Consider the following 26,320-nt stretch of genomic DNA (forward strand, 5'->3'; position numbering starts at 1 on the left):
GACACTGCATTGATAATTAGACAGAACAATCAATTTACCAACGGGAGGAAAATATATGACAGCGAAAAACTTACAAGATACCACCACTTTGCATAACGGTGTGAAAATGCCCTGGTTTGGCATCGGGGTATTTAAAGTGGAAGAAGGACTTGAGTTGGTTCATGCCATAAAAACAGCGATTCAATATGGTTATCGCAGCATTGATACGGCGGCCATTTATGAAAATGAAGCCGGAGTCGGACAAGGAATTCGTGAAGGGTTGAAGGAAACCGGCATTTCTAGAGAAGAGTTGTTTGTGACATCGAAAGTTTGGAATGCCGATTTAGGGTATGAATCCACCATAAAAGCTTATGAAACGAGCTTAAATAAACTTGGCTTAGAGTATCTGGATTTATACCTTATTCATTGGCCGGTAGAAGGCAAATATAAAGAGGCATGGAGAGCGTTGGAGACGCTTTACAAAGAAGGGCGAGTCAAAGCGATTGGGGTAAGCAATTTTCACATCCATCACCTCGAAGACTTGATGAAAGATGCTGAGATTAAACCGATGGTGAACCAGGTGGAATACCATCCGCGTTTGACTCAAAAAGAACTAAAGGCGTTTTGCCGTGAACACGGGATTCAGCTGGAAGCTTGGTCTCCATTGATGCAAGGTCAATTGCTAGATCATCAAGTTCTAAAAGATATCGCAAACAAATATGGCAAGTCAACTGCGCAAGTCATTTTGCGTTGGGACTTGCAAAACGGCGTCGTGACCATTCCCAAATCGACGAAAGCACATCGAATTGCTGAAAACGCCCAGGTGTTTGATTTTGCGTTGACGGATGAAGAGATGGAGCGAATTGATAGCTTGAATCAGAATAAACGAGTGGGTCCAGATCCGGATAACTTCGACTTTTAATAAGATGCAAAAGGATATAGGCGTCTGTGTCGTCTATATCCTTTTGCGATATGAATCACTCCTCATACTATATGTTTAAAAAGGGGCGATTCAGGTTCATAACAATATCAACGTCACTACATAGGTTAATGGCCTAAAACTTGAAATAGGAAGGGCTCTGCATGCATCTGTATTTGGAAGGAAAAACGGCACTGGTTACTGGGTCTACTGCAGGTATTGGAAAGGCAATTGCCATGTCGTTGGCAGCAGAAGGCGCCACTGTGCTAATTAATGGACGACGTGAAGAAAAAGTGGATCAAACGATCAAAGAAATTCAAGCAAAGTATCCTGACGCCACCCTTCAGTCAGTAGTCGCTGATCTTGGAACCGAACAAGGATGCCAACAGGTGATTGAAAAGCACTCAGAAGTAGATATTCTAATTAACAACTTGGGAATCTTTGAGCCTGTAGAATATTTTGATATCCCAGATGAAGATTGGTTTAAGCTGTTTGAAGTCAACATCATGAGCGGGGTTCGACTCTCTCGCTGGTACCTAAAACAAATGATTCAAAAAAAAGAAGGCAGAGTCATTTTTATCGCTAGCGAAGCAGCAATCATGCCCTCTCAAGAAATGGCTCATTATAGTGCGACTAAAACGATGCAGCTCTCGCTCTCTCGCAGCTTGGCTGAGCTGACGAAAGGAACAAATGTGACGGTTAATACGGTGATGCCGGGTTCCACGTTAACAGAAGGGGTAGAAACGATGTTAAATACCCTTTATTCTAATGAGAACTTGACGATGGAAGAAGCGGAAAAGCGATTTATGAAAGAGAATCGACCAACTTCCCTGATTCAAAGGCTTATTCGACCAGAAGAAATTGCACATTTCGTCACCTTTTTAAGCAGTCCTCTTTCCTCAGCTATTAATGGGTCCGCATTGCGAATAGATGGGGGATTAGTACGTAGTGTGTTTTAATAGGGGGAGCATCAAAGACAGGAAGCGTTTTCAGAGTGAAAGTCAATTATTGGTTCTCCCGGAACGAATTACCGCATTGTAGATTCATTGAAAAGGGCTTTCGGTATCAAACTGAAGGCCCTTTTAACATTTTTGAAGGTGAGATAATAAGCTTCTAGTCGAATTACCCGTACTTTTCTGTATACAAGCGTAAAAGCTTTTCGGTAGAGGGAAAAGCGAGCTGATTCCAAGGAATTTCATCAAAGCGGAAAAAATAACCTTTTTTGCTTTCGATGTTCACAATCACTTCTTCATGATAGGCAATCGCTTCGTAGGTTAATTGGACTAGACCTTCTTCGGCAGAAGAACAGGTGTTGATGATTCCATCAATTTTTACAGTAAGGCCTGTTTCTTCTTTTACCTCATTTCCTATTGCTTCAAACAGATCTTGTCCCCGCTCAACATGCCCTCCAGGAAATGCCCATAAGCCTTTACCCGGTTCTTCATTTCTTTGAAGAAGCAATACTTTATTTCTTTCTTTGTTTAAGACGACTGCCACAACAACTAGCTTTGGATCTAAATAAAAGACGAATTGACAATGATGGCAAAGGAGTTGAGGTTGGTTGGGAATGTGTAGATCTTCCAAGGAAAAGCGGTTGCCACATCGAGGACAAAACTTTAAGTCCTCTTTTTTATATCTCCACTGATACTTAAAGTAAAGCTCTTTGTTCATTGCTTAAATCTCCTTGCTAATAGATTGGTTATTCCAAATGGAAAAAAATTTATTCTTCACCTGCTCGAATAATGTGTGCTTGCCTTTAAGTTTGTGCAGTGTAAAACGGGGTCGTTTTTTTTCAGGAATATAATCGGTTATCTCAAAGACTAGTTTTCCGGTTTCGCCATCGTCGAATCCTGTGACAATGTATGGGAAAACGGTACTATAGGTTTTAATCTTTAAGCGAGAAATGAGATCCAGGGGTAAAGATTTGCGAAGTTGATGGAGTTTGCGAATGGAATTGCGGATTTCGTGGTGGAATTCTTGTCTGTATTCATCATCTTCTATGAAAGTGAGGATAGAAGCATTTCTTTCGATCCAATCGGGATTCAGGATTAGCAAGTATATATTGCCGGTCGCCAGTTTCGCTTGCAAGATATCACTTGAATCATCGGTTAAGTGGATCATCGAAGTTCCTGAGATAAAGCAATCTCCTTTTGCTTCAACAAGACAATTTTTATAGTCCAATATACGGTCAAACGGCGAGTCCGTCAGTTTAACTATGCCGTTGTTTTCATTATGATTAGCGTTCTCCTGATTACTATTAGGATGTTTTGTACTCGGATTGAATGGATCGTAATCAGAAAGCCCCATTTTCCAAAGTGGGATTTGCAATATACGACATAATCGGCGAAGTGTTTGGGGATCAGAGATATGTTTTATGCCTCGCTCCACATCAGATACATAATTTACACTCACACCAGTTCCGCCACCCGCTTGCGGCCATTTTTCAGCCAGCTGTGTCTGTGTCATTTTTAATTTCTCTCTACCTTCACGAATCGTTAATCCGTAATGGTATTTCATAATCTTACAACCCTCTCATTCAAACCAGATAGTGTGAGTACCACGCTAAAATACAACTATTCAGTTTGTTCTAATATTCCGAAATCTAAACCATACTATTACTAGGTTCATCGTGCATATTAAAACTTCTTGTCCAAATAGTCAAGTAATTTAGATAAAGGGTGGTGGAGATTTTGCTAAAAGTTCAAATTAAAGGGAAAGCAAATCAAGTTACGTCGTTTATTAATAAATTACAACAACGTCCTGAAATAGAAGTCGATTGCCATGAAAAACAGTGGAAGGGGATGTACGGGAGTAAAGATGTTGAAGTGACATGCTATGTGCGTCTTTTTCCAGAGACCTATGTGCAAAGGGTTTCCTTATTGGCAGCCAATGGCAAGGAAATCGTCATTCCCTTGTGGGATGTGCTTGAACTGGAGCTTGATGATGGAAAAAAGATCATTGCTGGAAAAAGTTTTGATATTTTTGGTGTGAGATAGATCATGTATTCTAGCAAGGGATTGTTAGGCGGCTTACTGGTATAAATCGAATGGTCGTTTGAATGTACAGAAAAGGGTATGTTGTCCAGAGTGATACGTATTAGTTACTCCATAGATATAGTAAATGTGTTACTTTAAGCTCCATGCATTCTTCATCCGTGAGAAACTTCAGAAACCATTCAAAACGTCAAATGGTGAACGTGCCCCCAGCTCGTATTGATCTGCGCCCCTCAGGCTTCCCATTACGCCCCATAGCGTAGCAACAAAGGAAGATACCCGTCTACTTCATAACTGATTTCCCATTCGCGCAATAATAATGCTTTTTTGCTATATCATGCCCTCCTGAAATAAAAGAGGTTTGCTTACCACGTGATCTTGCTAGTGTCATTCCTCGTTTTAAGAAGAGCCAAACATATATTTATGGTCTGTATCAGGGGCGTCTGAAATGGAAGTGTTGGTGACAGCTTTTTGAAAGAGGGCGTTTTTAGCCCTCTTCATACAATTCTCGAGGAGCGCCGATGCACAAGTGCAACAAATGAAAAAATGGCTTTGGAGCTGCTGGCTTATTCATCTTACAAGCTCAAATATAAATCTGGCGTTTTATTATTTTGAAATGTAATTTCACCAAATGGAGGAAATATCATGAAACGAGTGATTAATTATGCTATTATAAATGAAGGGTGTAATCAGATTTTTGCGAACACCCCATGCTTCGAAAAAAAGCCAGGGAGTCGTCGGAAATCCTTAATGCCTTATGAATAAAGGGGTCTGGGGATTTTGAGTCGTATTTTATCAGACATATTAGGGGCATTTATATTCTTTTTTAGGGAGGCGTTCGCAAAAGGGGATAACCATGGCTGCAGGACAAGCGCTTTGGCGAATGCCGAATCAAAGAAATACATCTCATCAAGAGAATTGAAACAACTGGGACGAATTAGAGCGAACAGCCTACGGGTGAATCAAAGAAATACATCTCATCAAGAGAATTGAAACTCAAAAGTGGCAGCTAACACACTTTTAGGGATTTTGGAATCAAAGAAATACATCTCATCAAGAGAATTGAAACTTTGTCGTACGTTTCGCAGTCGACGCTAATTAAAGAATCAAAGAAATACATCTCATCAAGAGAATTGAAACAGCCATTAGCGCAGACATCGCTATTAATTCGCTGTGAATCAAAGAAATACATCTCATCAAGAGAATTGAAACCGGCCAGTTTAAACAAGTTAAGCTCTTCCGCTTCAAGGAATCAAAGAAATACATCTCATCAAGAGAATTGAAACCGCTGATACAAAGAAAAACCTTACCATAGAAGAGCGAATCAAAGAAATACATCTCATCAAGAGAATTGAAACCCAAGGGACGCCGACAGTAGACGCGGGTACAGGTGAATCAAAGAAATACATCTCATCGAGAGAATGGAAACGTAACGGGATCTCTCACAAGAGAGATTTTTTGTTTTAGTTGAGGTGAATGATCAATTGAAAAAACATGTGAAATATCGAGAGCGGTTATTTGCCATGCTTGCAGAATTATTGCTTGATCCGGGGCCATATAAAATTAAGGAGACGGCATTGCGTTATGGAGTCAGCGATAAACAAGTCCGCAACGATATCGACTATTTGAGAGAAAAACTAAATACACCAAATCAAAGGGAGTATATTACCAGATATCATGGGAAATACGAAGGTAACTTTTCAAGAGGCATTGTGAATCTGAGTCCGAAGGTGAGGTTATATCTTTTCTTAGCACTTAAACAGGTTGAACCATTGTTGTTGAATGAAGGGCAAGAAGCGTATAAGTTGCTGTTTCAACATGCCTGTTCTGTTTTGCCTAAGCAAGATATTGAGAAGATGAAAAGTTGGTCTAAATTTTATCGAATTAAACAATTTGGTTACCCAAAGGAGCGAATTCATTTTTATCAAGCGTTAAATGAGGTTTTTGATGCGATTTTGTGCAATCAAATTATACGATTTCGTTATAAAAAGGCGATAAGATACTTTGATCCGTATATGGTATATTATTGCAAAAGCAATTTTTATATTATTGGAAAAGCAACGACGCCTTTTGGAGAGGAAATTAAAAAGCAGAGAATCATACATTATCGTTTGGATCGGTTATTAGAGGTGAAAAAGGTATGGATCCGTTCTCCAATCGCTAACAAGGTAAATGCAAATGAGGTTTTAAATTATAAAGAATCATATGCTGACACTTATATTGACCAAATGTTTGAAGCGGAGAATAACAACAATCAACGGGAAGACTATATTTTCAATATTTTGGAGCAAAATGCATTCCAACGGATTGTTGAAAAGGAGTGGCATCCAAGGCAAGAGATAAAATTAATAGGACAAATGATCCAGGGAAAATATGTTGTTGGCCAGATTAAGTTTCCCAATGTAGCGAGTCCCATGGAGTTGAAAAAGTGGGTCTTAGGGTGGGGGAGCGCATTGGAAGTGGTTGCACCCCGCCATTTTAAAGAAGAAATTCAGAATGAAATCAAAATTTTATTCGATCAAGTTTATCGGCTCAGCGTATTTAATCAATAAAAAATCGCTCTAGCTTGCGACCGCTAGAGCGATTTTTTTGTCTCTAAATTTCGATTTGGAAGTATATATTACTTCCAAATTGTATTTTCTACACAGTTGCTTTGGTTGAAAATCCTTGTTGCAGCATTGATAATCGAAGGCAGGGGGTGAGGAAAATGGATTTATTTAAATTTGCCGAACAGCTACTAACGAATTTTGCAACATTGAAATATCAGGGTACGCTGTTTGCTGATGCCATAGCAAAGTCCTATAAATACAATAAAGAACACTATGCAGTAGACCGAAACTTGGTTGATCAGACGATGTGGCAGCATATACGATCCGGCATCGAGGCGTTTCTTTCTCTTTATGCACAACTTGAGACTTATCACCTTCCTTTTCGTGTTGTGGAACTAAAAATCGCCTTGGTTGCATTTGTCCTGCATGATCTTCATAAAGTTCAGGAATTGCATAAGAAAGTGGGAAGCGAGTATGACCGGGCCTTGGAAGAGCTGGAGGAGTTGGGGGAAAAACTGTGTATAGGGTTGGATATTAAGACGCCACCTGCTGCGTTTTTGCGAGTAGCTGCTGTGTCTTCGTTATCTAACAAACTTGGGGATTTTGGTTTACTCTCTGGCGAGTACCGTTGGACCCATATCTATTTTTGGGTCAAATTGATGGACAAGTTAGCGTCTATTACGAGTATTGCTGAGTGTCAAAAGGGGCGAACGTTGTATAATTTAAGTCACCTTTTAAAGCAATTGTTGCCCCCAAAATTAATGCAAGCGATGAGAATCGAATTTCACCAGACGCAAGAGATTCGCGGCATGATCACAACCCTGTTGCACAATGGCTTAGCAACGATCATGAAGGAATGGGGATTCTATCCATGGTTACGATTTGGAGATGGGACACTGTACATCACATTTAGAAGCCAGGAACTTCCTGCAAAAGAGACTGTAATCGAACAGTTGATCCAGATGTTTCAACAGGCCATGGACAGTAAAGTAGATGAAGTGAATGAAGAAGACTTATTTGATCGCGCCACATTTCGTTGTCAAACCCTCGCCTTTGCTTTGTACTCTGATCCCGAAGATTTTTCTGTATTGTTTTACCGAATATTCCGCAAACAATCCTCGAGGAGCAATCAATTTCCTGAGGATAAAAAAGACCGTTTTGATGCAAAGAGATTAAGGGCGTATAAAGTAGATCACTTGGCTGAGTTATACGCAAAATTAGGAATGAATTCGTCTCCAAGTGAGGATTTTAGAGAAAAATGGGCGTTTACCGCAAAGTATTTTGCTGCTTTGCAACGGTTGTTGCAACGGTTGTACAAAGTCAGTTCAGGCGAAGCCATACAAATGATTGCAGAATACTTAGGGTTAATGGTGACAGACATTTTGGAAATTGTTCCAAAGAGCATGCAAAGCAGCAGCCGACGTTTTGATGCGGCGATTTGGTTATCTTATCGTTATCTCTTGTCGGCTCGCGTAGATGGATATGAAGTTTTGCAGGTTCCTATTGAAGATATTTATCTTCAAGTTAGGCAAATGGCAACAACATTTCTTCAGGACAAAGTGACAGCAGCGCGCTGTAAAGAAATAGCTGAGTCGGAAATGAAACTGCATGAGGAGTTACAAAACTACTTTGCTGAAGAAGTGACACTGTCTTGGGAAAGAAAACGGCGTTTAAATTTGCTTCAATCAAGCGAGTTGTTAAAGCCAAAAAAACGCAGCCAGAAGAAAGTGTGCAATATTTGTAATCGCCAAATACTATCCGGTGTTGATTTAGTCATAAAGGCGCCCATGATCCAAGACGATGTTCAGGTTTTCAGTAATCGTTTGTTGCCTAAAGAAAAAAGTGTGTCTGCGCTTCATTGGTGTGGGGTTTGTGCATTCGAATATTCGTTGCGCAAAATTTATAAAATGGGAAGTCCAGGAGAGTATGATGTTTCCCGCCAAATTCACTTGTTTGCAGTACCATCATATCAATTAACAGACCAATCGCTTGTCGAGTTGTATGAAGACTTGGATGATGACTTCACTTCGCTTAATCTGCATAAAAGCAAAAATCTTCCGACTTGGCAAATGCCATTTATAGAAGAAAATGTAGAGGTTTTACGGGAGCATCTTAAAACGCATTTTCGCAGATACCATGAGTATTTACAAATGGTTTTAGCTGAGCGCGGAAAGCTTCCCGACACTGGTGACGTAATGAATGCAGGTCTTCCGGGGAATATCATGTTATTCATTTTTCATTGTTATAGCAATAGTGCCACATTGGTTCGAACAAGAGAAGAAGCGTGGATGAAGGCTTTAACAGTAGCCCTATCACTTCATACCATCTATGGCTTCCGAATCGTGGTTACAGAGAAAGCGTTTTTGCCGCTGTCAGAAATAAAGGATATTCGTTATGCCGTTCATTTGGATGCGCCCCCCTATAAAGTGGCAAAGTTATTGGGGACTGTGGAAGAAAGAGGGGACACAGATTTTATCGTTCCTGTGGAAAATGCCAAAGAATTGATCTACCGTTTGGCATATTTATGGGAAATCCACCAAACGGTACATCCACTTGATTACAGTAAGCCTACTGATAAAAATATTTCAACAATCCTGCATCAACTCGAAGTACATCCGCTTTCAGGAGCCTATTTTTTCAAACGATGTAGCATGGAGAAGAATTTTACCAGTCCAAGTTTTATTCGCTCATGTAAACAAATCGACGAATATAAAGGGGGAACAATGGTGTCGTTGGCACAAAAAATTGCTTTGGCTACTCTGGCTTTGTATAAGCCAAGCACGAAACAAGATGGACGGGCTCACCGGTATGAAAATCTGTATCGAATCATTATCAAGGGAATCAAAGAAGGCAGGAGGGATAAGGAGAGCCTCTGCGGAGCCGTGCATAAGAGGCTGGAACGATTAAAGGGGCAACAGTTGGGGTATGTTCCCTCCCCCATTGATACGGATAAGGTGATGGAGTTAGTCAATCTTGTATATGATGAATTTTTCTCTGGAGTTTGTAATGAAAGTATTATGAAGTTGAATCAAAAAGAAAATCAATTGGCAGATGGCATCTATTTTGCGATACACCTGGAAAGGCAAAAAGAGTTTATGGGAAAAGATGAGAATCAAGATTAATTGAGGAGGATGTATATGAAAGGATCTAATGTAACTTGGAAAGATTGCGTTGTAAAAAAATTGTTGGATCAGCATTTGTTAGAGGAGATTCCCAAATCTCCCCAACGGGTGTATGTCAGCATGGTGATTCTCCGCGAATTTCATTCAACTGCCGTCCTAACTACGGAGGGACAACACCTGGATGTTGAAATGGTTCGTGCAGGACGGACAAAGAATCAGTTGCTTTCTCGAGTTGTATTGCAAAAAAGGAAGCAAGTAGCTCCTGAACGGCGTACGGGTCGTGCCTTCAACCGACAAATGGGGTGGGGAGAAACCTGTGACTACATGAAAAAAATGTGTGGAGAATGTCCGGATTGTTTGTTGTATGGCTTTGCTGCGACCAGTGGGGATGGAGCACAGCGTTCACGCGTTTTGACAGACTCAGGATTTTCTATTCGTCAATATGAAGCTATACAGCGCTCCATCACACTGAATGCGATTCAAGATACAACGCAAGGAGGCATAGCAGGCAGTGCATTTGCTGAGCGAGAGCATATCCGGCCTCAAGTGTTCTTCCCCACGATCGAAACAGCGATTGACGTGACATCGAGTGAGTTGGTTTATATTTTGCGTAATATTTTGTCTACTACTCGTTATGGTGCTGAAAGCAACCGGCAAGGGTATGTGAAGAATCATATCATTGGTTTGTTGTTTACAAACACCGAAATAATGTCGAACTTGGAGTTGACACAAAGGGTATTCGATTACTTGATTCAGGAAAAAGGAGAGAAAATCCACGAAGGGCCTTTGGAACAAGAGGAAGTGCGGCAGGCGATGTTACATGCACTGAATGAAGTGGTTGCAGACTCTTACTTACCCATCCAATTGTATGTAGGTGAAGAGTTGGAATCTGTTTTTTCTGGCTTGCGTCAACTATGGAAGAGTGAGGAGGGGAATCGCGAATGGCTAAAAAATCTGGCAGAAGATCATCAAGCGTACCTGAAAAAACGGTCCAAGTAAAGGAGAAAAAATATGCCTATCGTATCGGCATTGAATTGGAGGATTACTTGTTTTTTGCCAGCATGGAAAAGGGAAAGGTCGCGGAGACCGCTTCCCTTCTCCACAACTACGCCTTAGCTTATGCGATGGGGTGGGTAGATTCCCTGTATTTCAATGAAATGCAATCTCCTCAATACGAACAACAACTTCAACCGCTGAATGAACAAGGGGTGTATGTTTATCCTGCTGTGCCGGTTCATATTTCCCACCGAATGATGCAGTATAACACTACCGATGAAGCGTTTTTGATGAAACGAACACAAAGTATGGGATACCCAAACTGGGGGTTCATTAAGTGCATTCGGCCTGGATCAACATTTGAAACCTATATTTTAAGTCATGATCCGATTCCGATTCCGTCCAAAATAAGGTTGGGAAAGTGGATGAGTCTGGCATCGATTACCATGCAAGAAGTGTTGTTGACCAAAAAGAAAGGAAATACTTGTCCACATATGGTTAATATTCAAGATATTGCTTGCCTGCCGGTATATTTCTCAGCCATGTACAACGTTTTGCCAACCCGTCTGGTACAAGGGGTTGAATGGGATGAGCAACTAGATGGCTATCAGATATCTTATGGCGATCATCGAAATGTATGGGTACCTGAATCAGCTTTTTGGTGGTGGGATAAATGATTTATGTGAAAGAAGAAACAGCAAATACGTATGATGTTCCATTTGTCGGCACGTTGAAGCCCTATGCACATCAAATCGTTCAACAACAGTTGATTAGAGAAGTAATTGATCAAAACAAGAAAGTGATCATTTGGAATGAGGCTATGACAGGTGCAGGTAAGACACTAGCCAACTATAGTTCTTTACTCTATGATCCCCACATCAAAGCGTTAGGTATTTACCCAGTCAATGAACTGATTAAAGATCAATATCGCTCAGTTCAAAAAAATCTCCCTTTAAAGGATTGGGAAGATATTGGTATCTGGACGGCAGACGAATTAAAGAAGAGACGCGAACCAGGTCAGACGACAATTGAGCAACTTGCAGAATCAATGAATCCTGCTTTTCGGTTGATTTTGTCCAATCCAGATTATCTGATGTTGATTTCTCAGGAGCGTTTTCATTCATATAAAAAAGGGGAACAGCCAGCTCTTTTTTATCAATTACTTGAGTTTCAATTGCAAATTTTTGATGAGTTTCATCTGTATCATGTGGCTCAGATAAATTTTTTGTTACAATGGATGGCTCTGCTCATTTCCGTTGCTCCATATAAACCCTTTGCCTTTTTGCTCTCCTCGGCGACCCCGCGAAATGAGTTTTTTGCTTTAGCGAGAAATTTGGGAATCGAGATTTGGAGGGTACAGGATAAAGTAAAGGAATGGTTGGATGCAACCAAGCCCCCTGTTTTCTCCAAAAGAACGTATTTGGAGCCGTTGAAATTGCAAGTAAAGTCAAGTAATCTTCGCCAATGGCAAACGGCTGAGAAGATATTGGAGAATTGGAGAGACGTAGAAGAATATTTATTTCAATACCCAAAGGCCAAAGGGCTTGTAATTCTTGATTCAATTCATGAAGCACAAATGTTGGCGAGTCAATTGAGGGAGAAAGGATATGAGGTAGGAGAGGTTCACGGACTGTCTGACCGTCAAAAGAGCGAGATTGAATTAGGTAAACAAATCACAGTCGCTACAGCTACAGTAGAAGTAGGGGTTGATTTCCAAGGAGACATGCATAAGGATTTTCTTATTTTTGAAGCGAGGAGTGCGGGGAGCTTCATGCAACGGTTAGGAAGAATAGGTCGAGGAAGTTGTTCCAAACCCAGTCCGCCATTGCATGTTTGGGCTTATGCTCCCCCATATGTCGCTGAAAGGATAAACAATCAATCTCCTGCACAGGTAACTCGTAGTGAGTTAAAAGATTTCATTATGCAATCGTATCAATATTATCAAGATTTTATACCTTATATTCATAAAGTGGGCGGTATGAATTTAGTGCACCACTATCATCTAATAGCAAAGCACCAGCTTGAAAAGAAAGAGAATCCAATATTGGCTAATATCAAGCAATCCATTGAACTACTTTATGGAGAAGGATTTGAAAGCCAACGCACTCGTTATGAACAGTTGAAACAAGAAAAAATTTTGGAACCGGTCATAAGTTTCCGTGGGCAAAATACATTGGAAAGTCATTTATTCAGGTTGAAAAGTTGGCGTAAAGAATCAGAGCATCATGAAACATTTTATCCAGACGTTTGGTTTTGGGATGAATCAATACCTGAAGCTCCATTAAGGAAATATGATTTTTGGTTTGTACTCCGAAGACGAATGGTTCGCTTTATTACCAAAGAGGAAATGATTGCGAAAGTGAATGAACGATTTAGAGGAGCCGAGAGAGAGGAACATCTGGCAGCTCTTCAAAATGATTACGTTTTAGGATATGCGGTCGCGATGGGCATCCGGGAAAAACCTGCAAGATTACATTGGAAATTGCGATCATCTGTATCCAAGCATAAAGGCCAGGTGGTTCGGATTGATCGATTGAGTTTGGAAGCACCGGAAGACCCATGGTTAAATCAAGAATTAAAGCAACTGTTCCATTCCGCTGAAAAAAAGTCTTGGGTTGCATATATGGTGAACCATTCTATATGGGAATTAAGTGATCTACTTCGTTTACCACCGATGTTTCGTATATATCCTGCAAAGAAACAAGGTGCAGACTGGAGTATCGCTTTTAATTCGGAGGCGTTTCAGTTATGGAGTATCATGGAACGTGTGCGAAGTGAGGTGCTATGATGGAAAATCCGACGGTAGAAGGGCATGCGATCAACGCATATGTATTTTGCCCACGGCGGTGTTATTACGAATATGTTGAGAAGACCTTTTACCATAACGTTTATACAATGCATGGAAAGTTGTTACATGAACATGTGGATCACGTCGGCAGAGAAACAAGGGGAGAACGGGAAGGTTATCGGTCCGTTTTCCTCTATTCTGAGAAATATGGATTGTCTATTCGGTGCGATCTCATAGAAGAAGAACAGGGGCAAATTTATCCGGTGGAGTATAAAAGGGGAAAAGCTGCCGACTGGGAGAACAATGTGCTTCAAGTTTGCGCTCAAGCATTAGCTTTAGAGGAGTATTTGCGTAAGCAGGTTGATTTTGGTTATCTCTTTTTTTATGGGTCACATCAACGCAAGAAAGTGATTTTCGATGAGGAGATCAGAAGACGTACCATAGAGGTTATTGGACTCATCCGAGAATTATATTTATCTGACAATCCTCCTGCTGGTATAGATGATTGGAAAAAATGTTGCAAATGTAGCTTAGTCGATTATTGCTTACCACGTGAACGGAGGCAATTAAGGGGGAAAATTCGGTGGGAACGTTTTATTTAACAGAGCCATATTGCTTTGTACGAAAAGAATCCGAGCGTTTGAAAGTCTTTAAAAATCAGGTGCTTATAAAAGAATTAAGAGTACAAGATTTTAGACGGTTTTTCATCCATTCTTCGTCCACATTGACTACAGATGCGTTAATGATGCTGGCAGAAAAGGGAATTGATGTTGTTTATTTTGATGGATATGATGTGGTGGGGAGATTTATTGGTCCAGACAATAAAAATGTCCGCTTACGAATTGCACAGGTTGAAATGCATCTTTCAGAAGAAAGAAGCTTGCACATCGCAAGAAACATGGTGATGGCTAAGATAAAAAATACGCGAACAAGCTTGCAACGCTATGCCAGACGAAGAAAGCTTCATTTGGACCAACCGATCCAAAGCCTAAAAATAGCTATGAAACAATGCTTAACAGTAAGCGATTTAAATCATCTCCGTGGAATTGAAGGCATGGCTGCCCGACAGTATTTTGAGGCTTTTCCTCTTCTTATTCAGAAAGAGGACTTTCCGTTTCACGGTAGAAGCCGTCGACCGGCCAAGGATCCTATCAATGCGTTGCTTAATTATGGTTATGCGCTATTAAGAGCCGAAATAAGTGGAGCTCTCCGCGCGGCGGGATTAGATCCTTATATTGGTTTTTTGCATCGTGAGCGGTATGGCCGTGAGTCATTGGCATTAGACATGATGGAGGAATTTCGGTGCTTGCTTGTAGATAATTTGGTTGTGAAATTGATTAATCAGGGAAGTATTCAGGTGAATGATTTTCAACATGATCAAGGCGAACCGCGATTGAAAAAAGCTGCCCGAAAAAGATTTTTACAAGAGTTCGATAAACGAAGAAAAGATAGCGTGTATCATTCGTTTTTGGAGAAAAAATATACCTATCGTGAAATATTACATAAACAAGCCGTTTTACTGGCTAAGTGTGTAAAGGGAGAGCTGGAGGAATACTACCCGTTCTTGGCTAAATAGGGGGAATATCATGAAACGAGTAATTAGTTATGATATCATGAATGATAGACGGAGAAATCAGATATTTAAGATATTGAAAGATTATGGCAGATGGGTTCAGTATTCGTTGTTTGAGATAGATTGCGATGAAAAGCGTTGGATCGAACTCGAGCATCGATTGTTTGCTTTGTTGGATAAAGAAGAAGATTCTTTATGTATATATCATTTGTGTCATTCTTGCCAGAGGAAAACATGTTACAAAGGTGAATCCTCTGAAGAAAGTGTCAAGGAAAGTGATTATATCTTGTAAGGAGATAGAGCATGTATCGGTTGCGCATCTTTTTGAAGCCATATGGAAAGAAATTGGATCGAGGTGTTTGGGGGCGAAGATTGCATGGCTATATATTAAAAGCGATTCAAAACACCGATCCGGTGCTTTCCCAGATGATTCATGATCGGAAAGAACGTCAAATATTCTCTGCTCATCTATTGATTGAGAATGATGAATTGCATATTCAAAGCCCAAGTAAAGCATTTATTCAATGTATGCAACAGCATTTTTTGGTTCAAAAAGAGATTGATTTGATCGATTGGAAAGGTGTGGTTCAAGAGGTTCAGTTGATCAGTTATTCGGATGAAGACATCATGCGAAGGTTTGCGACGAAATTTACGTTGCATTTTATTTCTCCAACCACTTTTTACCAATCCGGCAATTACTACCCTCTGCCAGATCCAACCCTTCTGTTTCTAAGCGCTTTAAAAATTACGCATACAGGCAACATTGATTTTCCATACTCCATGATTCGGACCATCAAAATTAATTATGCTTCTTTCAAAACCGTGGTCGTCGACTTTGAAAAATTTCAAGCCATCGGTTTTTTGGGGAAAATGACTTTAAATACAAATAAATTGCCTTTTGAGGATCAGAAGTGGCTTTGGAAGTTAGCATGCTATGGCTCGATCATGGGGTTTGGCTATAAAACAGCCTGGGGGATGGGACAAGTCAAATTAATTCCGCATAATCAATCCAAATTGCGAACACCCTATGCTTCGGAAAAAAGCCAGGAGGTCGTCGGCAATCCTTAATGCCTTATAAATAAAGGGTTTTGGGGATTTAGAGATGGATTGATACGACAGGCGAATGGATCATTCTATCCTTTTTTAAGGAGGTGTTCGCAAAAGGGGGGGATACATGCTTGAAGACAAGTGTTTCGACGTACGCCGAATCAAAGAAATGCATCTCATCGAGAGAATTGAAACTATACTGTAATTGGATTTAATTCGTATCATCAGTCTTGAATCAAAGAAATGCATCTCATCGAGAGAATTGAAACTGTCGGTGAAGTTCTGACGCTCCTCTAACAGCCGGAAGAATCAAAGAAATGCATCTCATCGAGAGAATTGAAACCGTTTGAATTCATTTGGAAACCTTCCAAAGGCCAGAGAATCAAAGAAATGCATCTCATCGAGAGAATTGAAACAGATATCGGTCATCGACTTGGACGGAAACGTCTTGAATCAAAGAAATGCATCTCATCGAGAGAATTGAAACCTCCTTTCCAATAAAAAAAGACTTCCGAAGAAGCCCCGAATCAAAGAAATGCATCTCATCGAGAGAATTGAAACTTTATCGGGTGGGTTGACCCGGAAACATTCGAGCCGCGAATCAAAGAAATGCATCTCATCGAGAGAATTGAAACGGGAAGCATATTTGCACTCCTCATGCCAACCGCTTGAGAATCAAAGAAATGCATCTCATCGAGAGAATTGAAACGTAAGTTGTTCATATAACGCTCTAAGCAATATCGCAGAATCAAAGAAATGCATCTCATCGAGAGAATTGAAACTCCGCGTGGAAATTGGACGAATCAAACTCAACATAGAATCAAAGAAATGCATCTCATCTTCCACAAGTGCAATGGCGCTGTCTGTGGCGACGGCTGAAGGGTAAATAATTGATGTTTTGAAGCAAACCATACAAAGGGAGAGGAAAGAGTTAAGTGGTCAACATGATCAATTAGCTGAGAAAGGATTCGAAAATAGGGCATTTCAACACAAAAAAGGGCTCTTGGTATCAGACCATAAGCCCTTTTAAAATTTATTTAGGTAGGATAGCGATCATTTAACTCTCATAATGTTGTAAATGATTGATTTGTATGCACGGTTTAGTGTTAAAGACCATATTTATGCAATTTGCCAAATGGTTCTTTTTTACGGAGGGAAACGAGCCACCGCCATTTGTTTCTTTTACCGTAAAGTCAATGAATCGATGGTAGCTAATACCATTGGAACGAAGAAGAATGCATCTTCCCATACAGCATCTGGATGATGACGATGATGACTGGAAGTCAGTTAAAACATGGCTGCTCATTATTTATAAGGAAGAGGGGATTAGTATGTAAAATGATCGTAATCTTCAGTAATAAAGGGGTGTAAATATGAATCAATGGAAGCTTTGCATTTTAAAGCCAGGAGAAAAAGAAGTTATATCAAATCCAAGTTGGGATCAGGTTCATTCCATTTTGGATCAATTGGATGGATGCAACCTTGATCATGTTTCTTTATTATCTGATCAGGCTGGAGATTTGATGGTTGCCGGGGGAGACGAATACAACGGAGTGAGACTATATTATTTATCCTATTATGATGATGGTTACAGTGAAGAGTTGGTTAATTCTTCTGTATCAGAGATGGATGAAGAGTACATAAACATTACTGTGCAAAAGGTAGGTACGGATATACCCAAACGATATCTTGTTGAGTATGATTAAAGCAGTGAAACACTTTTTTGAAACAGGAAAACTTACTGAAGATCAAGAGTGGGAATAAATAGAGATAAAAATACCAATTACCTTCCTCAAACCTAATAGAGTATGAATATGTCGTCACCATAGAGGTGGCCTTAACATCACAATATTTCAAGCGAAGCAGGGGATTATGATGATTTTTGCCACGTGATGGGGACTTCTTTCAAAAAGGTACGCATCAGTAAGTAGTTAAGGTTTAGCAATGTGGGTATATATCATTGTACTTGCCTGTGGATTGGGTCTTGTCATCTTGTTAAACCAGATAATGATTTTTCCAGAAGTGAAGGTAGTTTAAGATGAAGGAGGAATATTATTGTTTATGGGAAAGTGGAAGATATCTACTATTCTATTAATACTATTAATCATACATTTGAATATCCCCCATTTAGCATTAGCACAGACTCATACATGGTTGGGCACAAAATCAGAGAAGATATTGCTTGCAGAAGGCATTGAAATACCAAGCATTCCGAGTAATGACCCGATTGAGATACCGAAAGTGGAGATACCGAGTGACCCGATTGAAATACCGAAAGTGAAGATACCGGAAAATAAGATTGAGGTACCGAAGGCGGAGATTCCTAAAGCCCCGGTGCAAGAATCGACCGGCTTTATTGATCAACTGCTAAAATGGTTGCAACAGCAGTTATCCTTGATTTTGGCGCTGCTGTGTCTGGGGCTGGGTCTGTTTTTTCTAAGTTCCAACCCCCTTGTGGGTATTTCGATCGTGATGGGAATGGCGGTTGGTGGATTTGGAGCTTGGATAGATGATAAGGATGTTTCCGGTATTGCGCAAGAGGCGTTGATTGGTGCAATAGCTGGTTTGGTCGGATTGGGGGCCGGAGCGCTCGCATTTCGATTGATCGGGGGGAGAATTGCAACACTGGCTCCTCCGTGGCTAGGAAAATGGCTTCCATTCGTTGGCTCAGGTGGTACGGCAGGAGTGGCGGACAGTGCCTCTTTTGATTATATGCGTGATGGGAAGGTGGATTGGAAAAAAGCAGGGCTTGCCGGATTATTAGGTGTCGCGATCGGTTTTGCTTGTATGGGGGTTGCTCAATATGGAGGCAAACTCGTTGCTCCTACCATTGTGTCCAAAATCAATGATATTCCATTAACGGCTGTTTCTGTTTTTAAGGACGGGACGACTTTTCCAAAGACTGTTGGGGATACACCGTTTGGTGTTTGGTTACAGAAGTTTGCTTCGAATGGTAACCATAATACAGTAAAATTCAAAAGTGGATTTGATACTCACTTTACCGTTGGAGAAGGAATAGGGAAAGGGAAAAAAGGGGTTGTCGGAGGACATAATATGCATGACTTCTATAAAACATTGGAAACAACAGGTATGGATCCGAGCAATTTAATAATTAGTAAACAGCAACATCCTACTTTTCCCGGTTTGTATGAAGTATATTATAGGATTCCATCCTTAACTTATGGTCCAGATGGAAAACTAATCCCCTCTGGTCAATATAAAGTAATACCAACGCCTAAAACTGTGTATGACCCTAACGTTTATACTGATGCTCAAATGATTCAATGGGGAAAAGAGGCGATGGAAGAAGGCCTTAAAATGAAAAGAATTAAAGGGAGAGTAGTTACAGGCTTTAGCCAAAATGGAATGAAATTTAGAGGTTTTATCAATGATCAAGGGGAAATCACAAACTTTTTTCCTACGTTTAATTAATAACTTGATTATTATCGAGGTAATAGGGAGGATTTAATGTATGTACAATAACAAGGAGCAGATCTATAAAATCTTTGATGATGAGAAAGAAAAAAAGGATTTTATGAAATTTTATTTTTGGTTTATTGGAGAAAGTTATTTCATTAATGCATTAAATAGATTTAAAGATAAAACAGGTTTTGGAATAGAATGTGTCAGGATTCTATTTCATGATGATTTTGATGAATGGGAGGAATATCGTTGTAAAGAAGATGAAGTATCTTTAATTAAAGATTATCCTGCGGCGGAAGAAGATACAATGGGCTATTTGAGTTTTAAGGATTTTTATAATTGTCTTATTGATCACAGTAAAGAATATATCAAAAAATTTCCGGAGCAAGAGGAAGAGGTTTGCAAACTGTTAAGTGAAATTAAGGAGAGTTTAAATATAAACACATAACTTAATGATTTTGGAGTCCATTTGAGCAATGGTTATCCATTTCAAACGAAGTAGGGGATTATGATGACTTTTGCCACGTAATAGGTGCTTTTAGACAGATATATATCCAGAACAAGAAGTAGAGGTTGGTAAATTATTAAGAGAAATTAAGGATAGCTTTAATATAGGCAAGTGACGTTCATTTAACATCATATTAATTCTCCGGATCGAGGGCCAAGTACAACACTGGCTCATCCATGGCTAGGCAAAGTTGGCTCAGACGGTGCGGCAGGAGTTATGAACAGTGTATTCCTAGCTAGTACTATTAATGAATAATAACTTGATTATTATCGAGGATTAGATGAATCTCTCTCAATGGTGCTGGTTATTTGGCCTCCTCTGAATGAATCAGAGGAGGTTGTTTAAGTGTCTGTGTGATTCTAAAATCAACTTACCGCAGGCTGAGGTTATCTCGCCCAAGCGAAAAAAAGAATATGGTAATGTCCCAGCTATGTAGCCGACAAATGTTATAACCGGGATAAATGGTATGATCCTCTTCACTGTCGAATGCGCCAACAACTTCTCACGGTTTGCAAATGGAGAGCACAAACCCAGTACTAAAAAGTCTGTGAACCTCCCGGGATTTTTGCATCATTAACGGTTCACAGATTATTTTGGTTTTTGTTATAATGAAAATGCTTGAAATGACTGATGTTCACATACGGGGTTTAGTTGTAACCATATTGGTATTGAAAGTTGTATTTCGTCCATCAATTCGCTCAGTAGCTTGTCGGTTTAGTTGTAATCATAGTGATATTGGGAAAGAGATTTTGTTTTTGGAAGATGCAAAGTTCTGCACCTAGATGGTGATCAGTTTTCAACAACTTCGTTCCTTGGAATCCATCCGACATCCCTTTTCACACAACAATGGGCCTAAATAATTACATAACACAAAGAAGCACCCTCGGTAATTTAAGTGCCGAGGGTGTTGCTTTTGTAAATGTGATTAGTTCTATTGGCAAATGTGCCTGTTGATACAAGGGGACAGTGAACGATTTCATCGTACTTCCTAACTCCGAATTAAATATTCTCTCTTAGGGTGGATAGATTAAGAATGAGCAACATTTTATTTTTGTCAACATTGGGGATGACGAAGTTATGTTTTCATTTTGTTGAAGTAGGCATGGAACCGCTTTACTATATGGACGAGGGAATAATTATTTTATCATTTAAAGTTAGAAAGGAGCTAGGTTATGGGTGAATCTGTGAAACAGGCTGAAAACAACACAAACATTCGTGTCCGCATACAAAAATTTGGTAGGTTTTTAAGCGGAATGGTAATGCCAAACATTGGGGCATTTATCGCATGGGGACTGATTACTGCGTTATTCATTCCTACGGGATGGATTCCCAATGAAAAATTGGCTGAGCTGGTTGGGCCGACCATCAAATACTTGTTGCCTCTGCTCATCGGTTATACAGGTGGAAAGATGGTTTACGACGTTCGAGGCGGTGTGATGGGGGCCCTTGCTACGATGGGGATCATCATCGGTACGGATATTCCGATGTTTTTGGGCGCGATGATCATGGGCCCGCTGGGTGGCGCCGTGATCAAGCTGGTTGATGGGTTGTTTAAAGGAAAAATTCCCGCAGGTTTTGAAATGCTGGTCAATAACTTTGTGGCAGGAATTATCGGTGCGATATTAACCATTCTGGGTTATGTTGCTATCGGGCCTGTAGTGGCTACTTCAACCCAATTGCTGGGGGCTGGTGTGGAATGGATAGTCCATGCAGGGTTGCTGCCTTTGGCCAGCATATTTATCGAACCGGCAAAAGTATTGTTCCTCAATAACGCGATTAACCATGGCGTACTGAGTCCTTTGGGGCTAAAAGATGCGTCAGAAATTGGCAAGTCCATCTTTTTCTTGCTTGAACCGAATCCAGGGCCTGGATTGGGGATTTTGTTGGCCTATTGGTTATTCGGTAAAGGCTCTGTGAAACAATCAGCTCCAGGAGCTGCCATCATTCACTTCTTGGGTGGTATTCACGAGATTTATTTTCCGTATATCCTGATGAACCCTCGCTTAATCCTGTCGGTAATCGCCGGTGGTATGAGTGGTGTGTTCATCTTCCAACTGTTGGATGCAGGCCTGGTTGCTGTACCATCTCCCGGAAGTATCTTTGCTCTGATCGCGTTGGCTCCTAAAGGCGGTCTCCTCGCGGTATTGGCCGGCATTGCTGTGAGCACAGTTGTTTCCTTCCTTGTCTCCGCTGTGTTCCTGAAATCCAAGTCGGGCGCCGGTGAAGAGGATTTTGCTAAAGCCGCTGAAAAGATGCAGGAACTGAAAGGCAAGAAAAGTGAAGTTGTAGAACAGAATGTTGTGCAACAGAAAGAAAGTGCTTTAGTTAAAAAAGTGGTGTTTGCTTGTGATGCGGGAATGGGTTCTAGTGCGATGGGAGCTTCTATTCTGCGAAAAAAATTCAAGGACGCCAATGTCTCTGTGGAAGTGACGAATACTGCTATTAATGATATTCCGGAAGATGCAGATATTGTGGTAACGCAAATGACGTTAACCGATCGCGCCAAAGCCAAAGCTCCACATGCTGAGCACATCTCGGTCGACAATTTCTTAAATAACCCGAAGTATGATGAATTGACCAAACGGCTTAGTGAGCAAAATAAAGGATAAAACACTTGCACCATGCCAGTCATTTATCTCTTTGTGTAAATCGGGGTAAGGGATTATGAATATTTCCTCTAGACAGCGCCATATTCTTGAAATCTTGCTAAGAGAGCTTGATGGTGTGACGATCGGGAAAATCGCGGAAGAAGTGCAAGTCAGTTCCCGTACGGTTCACCGGGAACTGGATGAGCTGGACAAGCTGATAACAAGTCATGGATTAAAACTGAAGAAAAAGGCCGGAACAGGGCTGATCATTCAAGGGAATAAAGAGAAGTTGAATGAACTGAAGCAAGCATTGTCCGAGATCACTCCCATTGAATACACGCCAGCAGAAAGAAAAACCGTCATTTTATGCACCCTATTAGAAGCCAAAGAGCCGGTGAAAATCATATCGCTGGCTTATGATTTAAAAGTGACGCCCGCCACAATCAGCCATGATCTCGATCATCTCAACGATTGGATCAAGCAGTTCAATCTTGAATTGGTCAGAAGGCGGGGATATGGGATTGAAATCACTGGTGCTGAAGCATCAAAAAGAAAAGCGATCAGCGCGTTGATCTTTGAGAATCTAAACGAGTCGCAACTCATGGAGCTATTGAAAGAAAACATTCAAAATAAGCCCGTTACAACAACGGATACTGCATCAGAAAGATTGCTCAACCTGATTCCCAAAGAAAAGCTGATCGCTATCGAAAACACATTGCGCAACATCAGCGAACTTCTTTCGTATCCCTTGGCAGACAGCGCCTTTATTGGACTTGTCATCCATCTTTCTTTGGTGATTGAACGGATAACCAAAGGAGAGAAAATCAAAATCGACCCCGATTATTTGAAAGAACTTGAAGGCACACCTGAATATCAAGTTGCTAAACAGATCGTGGCGCAACTAGAATCTTCTTTTGGCCTTCCCATTCCAGTGGATGAAATCGGCTTTGTCACCATGCATTTAAGAGGGGCCAAATTAAGGCTTTCGCAAATCGGATCGCCGGAAGATGCCAACGCCGAATTAATTGCGATTGCCAAGAATCTCATTCATTTTTGTGAAGAAAAGGTGGGAGTAAATCTAAGTGAGGATCGTTCATTACTTCATGATCTTATCACCCACCTGGAACCGGCAATTCACAGAATGAAGAGAAATATGAAGATTCGTAATCCGATGCTCGATATCATCAAAAAGGATTACCCTGATTTATTCCAAATCGTTAAGCAAGCAGCGAAAGAAATTTTCCCTCGATTGCAGGTGCCAGATGAAGAAATCGGATATTTGGTTATGCATATCGGCTCCTCTTTGGAAAGAGCATCGCGGGCCAAAAAGCGTTTTCGTGTACTAATCGTATGTTCAAGTGGGATTGGTTCTTCGAAAATGTTGGCCAGCCGTCTGGCAAGTTCCATTCCTGAGATTCAGGTGCGACGGAATGTGTCGGTGTTTGAGCTGAACAACATCGATGAGAGTGAATACGACTTTATCGTATCCACGATACCCATTCCATCCAAAAAGCCTGAGGAATATATCAGGGTGAGCCCTATGCTGACAGACAAAGAGATTGAAAAGATCTATTCGTTTTTAAGGAAGTATGAGCCTGTCACGAGCGGGAAAGCCCAGCAAACATCCCAGCCAAACAGCTTGCAACAACTTGAATCATTACACTCTTTACTTGGCCATGCCATTGATTTGATGAAGAACTTTTGCTTATTACAAATAGAGAATCGAAGCCTAAGCAAAAAAGAAATCCTTTCTCAAGCATGCGAAATACTGGAGAGCAAAGGTGTCATTATTCAAAGTGAACCGGTTGTTCACCAGCTGCTTGAAAGAGAGAAACAAGGAGGTCTTGGGATCCCTGATGCCAAACTGGGTCTGTTTCACTGTCGAAACGATCAGGTGACCCAACCCTCTTTTACCATGCATGTCCTAAGTGAGCCGATTCCAATCAAATCGATGGATGAAGGAACGGTTGAGATCGATAAGATTCTTCTATTGTTGAGTCCGGTGTCGATCCCGAATGAGGCGATAGCTGTTTTAAGTGAAATCAGTGCATTGTTAATCGAACCGGAAACCAACCGGGTTCTTGAATCCCATGATCAGTCCCAAATCAGGCAATATTTTGTGCAACACTTGTATCGATTTTGCTCAGAAAAAATGAACATCAAGGAGTGAGTTTAATGGGGATCTTATCTAAAGATAAAATCATCTTAAACCAAAATGTGGAGACGAAACGAGAAGCGATTGAGTTAGCTGGAAAATTGTTGGTTAAAGAAAATCATGTTTCTGAAGAATATATCGGCAAAATGATTGAGCGGGAAGAAGATCTGACAACCTATATTGGAAACGGAGTAGCCATTCCTCATGGGACAAACGATGCCAAACAATGGATTCGCTCCACTGGCATTTCGATTGTGCAAATTCCCGACGGAGTCGATTTTGGCAATGGCAATACAGCTTATCTGGTGATCGGCATCGCTGCGGTGGGTGATGAGCATCTGGAGATACTATCCAATCTCGCCATCATCTGCGCTGACGAAGAAAACGTGAAGAAATTAATTCAAGCCAAATCTGCCGAAGAATTGATTGCCCTTTTGGAAGGAGGAATGTAAGGTGAAGGCATTACATTTCGGGGCAGGAAATATCGGCAGAGGATTTATCGGCGCCTTATTGAGCCGTGCCGGATATGAAGTTTGCTTTGTTGATGTGGTTTCGGAGTTGGTGGATGAAATCAATCGGAGACAAGAATATACAGTAGAAATTGCTGATGCCGGGAATGAACAAATTCATGTGAGTGGAGTTAGAGCCATCAACGGGCAAGATGCAAACGCCGTAGTAGCAGAAATGCTGGACGCAAATCTGGTGACAACGGCGGTCGGTCCCAATGTGTTAAAATTGATTGCGCCAACCATCGCAAAAGGACTGGCAGAACGAGTCAATAAAAATGTACAACCGCTTAACATCATCGCTTGCGAAAATGCGATAGGCGGAAGTTCTATGCTAAAAGAATACGTCTATCAGCATTTAAGCGAAGCAGATCAAAGAAAAGTGGATGAACTTGTTGGTTTTCCGAATGCGGCCGTAGACCGAATCGTTCCATTGCAAAAGCATGAAGACAAACTTCGTGTTGCTGTTGAGCCTTTCTTTGAATGGGTGGTTGAACGGGCCAACATGGTAGGTGAAGTCCCCCAGATCGAGGGAGTCGACTATGTCCCAAATCTGGAGCCATATATCGAGCGCAAACTATACACGGTAAACACCGGTCATGCAACGGCTGCTTATCTTGGATATTATTTTGGGTATAAGGCGATTGCTGCGGCCCTGCGAGATGAATTTATCCAAAACACAACCAAGCAAGCGCTTATGGAAACCAGCCGCTTGCTAACAACGAAATATCACTTTAGCTCAGAAGAACAAGAAAGATATATCGAGAAGATTATGAACCGCTTTTCTAATCCCTATCTTTCTGATGTAGTGACGAGAATTGGCCGGTCACCGATAAGAAAGCTGGGACCCAACGACCGTTTAGTCGGCCCTGCTGTTCAACTGTTAAAACTGGGTGTAACTCCTGAGCATTTGTGCATTGGCATTGCTGCGGCATTCCAGTTTAATTATGAATACGATGAGGAAGCTGTCCAAATTCAGAAAGACATCAAAGAAAAAGGGCTGGCTGAAACCATTCCTCTTTATACAGGGATTGGATCGGACTCTCCATTGTTTCCATTAATCATGGAAAAAGTAAAGATGTTAAATGCGTTAAGGGCAGATCGAAGTAAATACATGAAGTAAAAACCACAAGAGCAAGGGGCAATGACTCCTTGCTCTTTGATCTATTTAAGG

21 protein-coding genes and 2 CRISPR repeat arrays are annotated in these 26,320 nt (G+C 40.9%); of the genes, 19 read left to right on the plus strand and 2 right to left on the minus strand.

All coding sequences use genetic code 11. From position 1 onward, the window contains the following. Positions 1-55: 55 nt before the first annotated feature. On the plus strand, positions 56-901 hold the full coding sequence (locus NYR52_RS07965) for an aldo/keto reductase (RefSeq protein WP_259436654.1): 846 nt from the start codon (positions 56-58) through the stop codon (positions 899-901). A 161-nt stretch (positions 902-1,062) separates the two neighbouring features. Next, the gene (locus NYR52_RS07970) at positions 1,063-1,857 is read left to right on the plus strand and encodes an SDR family NAD(P)-dependent oxidoreductase (protein WP_154986385.1); all 795 of its coding nucleotides are present in this window, start codon (positions 1,063-1,065) and stop codon (positions 1,855-1,857) included. Between the two features lie 163 nt (positions 1,858-2,020). On the opposite strand, the gene NYR52_RS07975 is transcribed toward NYR52_RS07970, so the two are convergent. Next, positions 2,021-2,569, minus strand: a complete 549-nt coding sequence (locus NYR52_RS07975; RefSeq protein WP_022738929.1) for an NUDIX hydrolase — start codon at positions 2,567-2,569, stop codon at positions 2,021-2,023. Between the two features lie 3 nt (positions 2,570-2,572). Next, a complete protein-coding gene (locus tag NYR52_RS07980) occupies positions 2,573-3,415 on the minus strand; it encodes a helix-turn-helix domain-containing protein (protein WP_259436655.1) in 843 nt (280 codons plus the stop codon). A gap of 173 nt (positions 3,416-3,588) precedes the next feature. On the opposite strand from NYR52_RS07980, the gene NYR52_RS07985 reads away from it, so the two are divergent. The 17 genes from NYR52_RS07985 to NYR52_RS08060 all read left to right on the plus strand — a co-directional run bounded on the left by NYR52_RS07985 (position 3,589) and on the right by NYR52_RS08060 (position 26,269). Next, entirely contained in the window at positions 3,589-3,894 is a 306-nt protein-coding gene (locus NYR52_RS07985; protein WP_022738932.1) for a hypothetical protein, read from the plus strand. Positions 3,895-4,779: 885 nt separating this feature from the next. Then, positions 4,780-5,320: direct repeats of the CRISPR family, unit length 37 nt; unit sequence GAATCAAAGAAATACATCTCATCAAGAGAATTGAAAC. 55 nt (positions 5,321-5,375) lie between these two features. Beyond that, positions 5,376-6,443, plus strand: a complete 1,068-nt coding sequence (locus NYR52_RS07990) for a helix-turn-helix transcriptional regulator (protein ID WP_022738934.1) — start codon at positions 5,376-5,378, stop codon at positions 6,441-6,443. A 155-nt stretch (positions 6,444-6,598) separates the two neighbouring features. Continuing rightward, entirely contained in the window at positions 6,599-9,562 is a 2,964-nt protein-coding gene (gene cas10d / locus NYR52_RS07995; RefSeq protein WP_259436656.1) for a type I-D CRISPR-associated protein Cas10d/Csc3, read from the plus strand. Between the two features lie 15 nt (positions 9,563-9,577). Beyond that, positions 9,578-10,561: a type I-D CRISPR-associated protein Cas7/Csc2 gene (cas7d, locus tag NYR52_RS08000; protein ID WP_022738936.1), complete on the plus strand. Its 984-nt coding sequence runs from the start codon at positions 9,578-9,580 to the stop codon at positions 10,559-10,561. Then, entirely contained in the window at positions 10,504-11,235 is a 732-nt protein-coding gene (gene cas5d, locus NYR52_RS08005; RefSeq protein WP_259436657.1) for a type I-D CRISPR-associated protein Cas5/Csc1, read from the plus strand. The genes cas7d and cas5d overlap by 58 nt, the downstream gene beginning before the upstream one ends. Next, the gene (cas3, locus tag NYR52_RS08010) at positions 11,232-13,346 is read left to right on the plus strand and encodes a type I-D CRISPR-associated helicase Cas3' (RefSeq protein WP_259436658.1); all 2,115 of its coding nucleotides are present in this window, start codon (positions 11,232-11,234) and stop codon (positions 13,344-13,346) included. The genes cas5d and cas3 overlap by 4 nt, the downstream gene beginning before the upstream one ends. After that, complete coding sequence (gene cas4, locus NYR52_RS08015) at positions 13,346-13,948, plus strand: CRISPR-associated protein Cas4 (protein ID WP_022738941.1); 603 nt, start codon at positions 13,346-13,348, stop codon at positions 13,946-13,948. Before cas3 ends, cas4 begins: the two co-directional genes overlap by 1 nt. Then, positions 13,930-14,922, plus strand: a complete 993-nt coding sequence (gene cas1, locus NYR52_RS08020; RefSeq protein WP_259436659.1) for a CRISPR-associated endonuclease Cas1 — start codon at positions 13,930-13,932, stop codon at positions 14,920-14,922. The genes cas4 and cas1 overlap by 19 nt, the downstream gene beginning before the upstream one ends. A gap of 10 nt (positions 14,923-14,932) precedes the next feature. Next, positions 14,933-15,211, plus strand: coding sequence for a CRISPR-associated endonuclease Cas2 (gene cas2, locus NYR52_RS16755; RefSeq protein ID WP_375163186.1), 279 nt, complete (start codon positions 14,933-14,935; stop codon positions 15,209-15,211). Positions 15,212-15,345: 134 nt separating this feature from the next. Further along, entirely contained in the window at positions 15,346-15,987 is a 642-nt protein-coding gene (gene cas6 / locus NYR52_RS08025; protein ID WP_259436660.1) for a CRISPR system precrRNA processing endoribonuclease RAMP protein Cas6, read from the plus strand. Between the two features lie 137 nt (positions 15,988-16,124). Continuing rightward, a CRISPR array of direct repeats spans positions 16,125-16,748; the repeat unit is 37 nt; unit sequence GAATCAAAGAAATGCATCTCATCGAGAGAATTGAAAC. Between the two features lie 591 nt (positions 16,749-17,339). Beyond that, positions 17,340-17,672 (plus strand): hypothetical protein, encoded by a 333-nt coding sequence (locus tag NYR52_RS08030; RefSeq protein ID WP_259436058.1) that lies wholly within the window; start codon positions 17,340-17,342, stop codon positions 17,670-17,672. Between the two features lie 355 nt (positions 17,673-18,027). Continuing rightward, complete coding sequence (locus NYR52_RS08035) at positions 18,028-19,398, plus strand: CdiA family toxin C-terminal domain-containing protein (RefSeq protein WP_259436742.1); 1,371 nt, start codon at positions 18,028-18,030, stop codon at positions 19,396-19,398. A gap of 40 nt (positions 19,399-19,438) precedes the next feature. Next, a complete protein-coding gene (cdiI, locus tag NYR52_RS08040) occupies positions 19,439-19,837 on the plus strand; it encodes a ribonuclease toxin immunity protein CdiI (RefSeq protein ID WP_022739214.1) in 399 nt (132 codons plus the stop codon). A 1,232-nt stretch (positions 19,838-21,069) separates the two neighbouring features. After that, positions 21,070-22,506: a PTS mannitol transporter subunit IIBC gene (locus NYR52_RS08045; protein ID WP_259436661.1), complete on the plus strand. Its 1,437-nt coding sequence runs from the start codon at positions 21,070-21,072 to the stop codon at positions 22,504-22,506. A gap of 55 nt (positions 22,507-22,561) precedes the next feature. Beyond that, positions 22,562-24,655: a BglG family transcription antiterminator gene (locus tag NYR52_RS08050; protein ID WP_259436662.1), complete on the plus strand. Its 2,094-nt coding sequence runs from the start codon at positions 22,562-22,564 to the stop codon at positions 24,653-24,655. Between the two features lie 5 nt (positions 24,656-24,660). Beyond that, positions 24,661-25,092 carry a PTS mannitol transporter subunit IIA gene (locus NYR52_RS08055; RefSeq protein WP_106342905.1) on the plus strand — a complete coding sequence of 144 codons (432 nt, stop codon included), beginning with the start codon at positions 24,661-24,663 and terminating at the stop codon, positions 25,090-25,092. A gap of 1 nt (position 25,093) precedes the next feature. Then, positions 25,094-26,269, plus strand: coding sequence for a mannitol-1-phosphate 5-dehydrogenase (locus tag NYR52_RS08060; protein WP_259436663.1), 1,176 nt, complete (start codon positions 25,094-25,096; stop codon positions 26,267-26,269). Positions 26,270-26,320: the final 51 nt, after the last annotated feature.

The organism is Laceyella sacchari (assembly GCF_024927925.1).
Lineage (GTDB): Bacteria > Bacillota > Bacilli > Thermoactinomycetales > Thermoactinomycetaceae > Laceyella > Laceyella sacchari.

Bases quoted from the DNA above. Each gene is read 5' to 3' on its own strand.
- NYR52_RS08055 (WP_106342905.1), top strand. From the start codon at position 24,661: ATGGGGATCTTATCTAAAGATAAAATCATCTTAAACCAAAATGTGGAG.
- NYR52_RS07965 (WP_259436654.1), top strand. From the start codon at position 56: ATGACAGCGAAAAACTTACAAGATACCACCACTTTGCATAACGGTGTG.
- cas4 (WP_022738941.1), top strand. From the start codon at position 13,346: ATGGAAAATCCGACGGTAGAAGGGCATGCGATCAACGCATATGTATTT.
- NYR52_RS07970 (WP_154986385.1), top strand. From the start codon at position 1,063: ATGCATCTGTATTTGGAAGGAAAAACGGCACTGGTTACTGGGTCTACT.
- cas6 (WP_259436660.1), top strand. From the start codon at position 15,346: ATGATTCATGATCGGAAAGAACGTCAAATATTCTCTGCTCATCTATTG.
- NYR52_RS08050 (WP_259436662.1), top strand. From the start codon at position 22,562: ATGAATATTTCCTCTAGACAGCGCCATATTCTTGAAATCTTGCTAAGA.
- cas10d (WP_259436656.1), top strand. From the start codon at position 6,599: ATGGATTTATTTAAATTTGCCGAACAGCTACTAACGAATTTTGCAACA.
- cas7d (WP_022738936.1), top strand. From the start codon at position 9,578: ATGAAAGGATCTAATGTAACTTGGAAAGATTGCGTTGTAAAAAAATTG.
- cas2 (WP_375163186.1), top strand. From the start codon at position 14,933: ATGAAACGAGTAATTAGTTATGATATCATGAATGATAGACGGAGAAAT.
- cas3 (WP_259436658.1), top strand. From the start codon at position 11,232: ATGATTTATGTGAAAGAAGAAACAGCAAATACGTATGATGTTCCATTT.
- cdiI (WP_022739214.1), top strand. From the start codon at position 19,439: ATGTACAATAACAAGGAGCAGATCTATAAAATCTTTGATGATGAGAAA.
- cas5d (WP_259436657.1), top strand. From the start codon at position 10,504: ATGGCTAAAAAATCTGGCAGAAGATCATCAAGCGTACCTGAAAAAACG.
- NYR52_RS07980 (WP_259436655.1), bottom strand. From the start codon at position 3,415: ATGAAATACCATTACGGATTAACGATTCGTGAAGGTAGAGAGAAATTA.
- NYR52_RS07975 (WP_022738929.1), bottom strand. From the start codon at position 2,569: ATGAACAAAGAGCTTTACTTTAAGTATCAGTGGAGATATAAAAAAGAG.
- NYR52_RS08035 (WP_259436742.1), top strand. From the start codon at position 18,028: ATGGGAAAGTGGAAGATATCTACTATTCTATTAATACTATTAATCATA.
- NYR52_RS08045 (WP_259436661.1), top strand. From the start codon at position 21,070: ATGGGTGAATCTGTGAAACAGGCTGAAAACAACACAAACATTCGTGTC.
- NYR52_RS08030 (WP_259436058.1), top strand. From the start codon at position 17,340: ATGAATCAATGGAAGCTTTGCATTTTAAAGCCAGGAGAAAAAGAAGTT.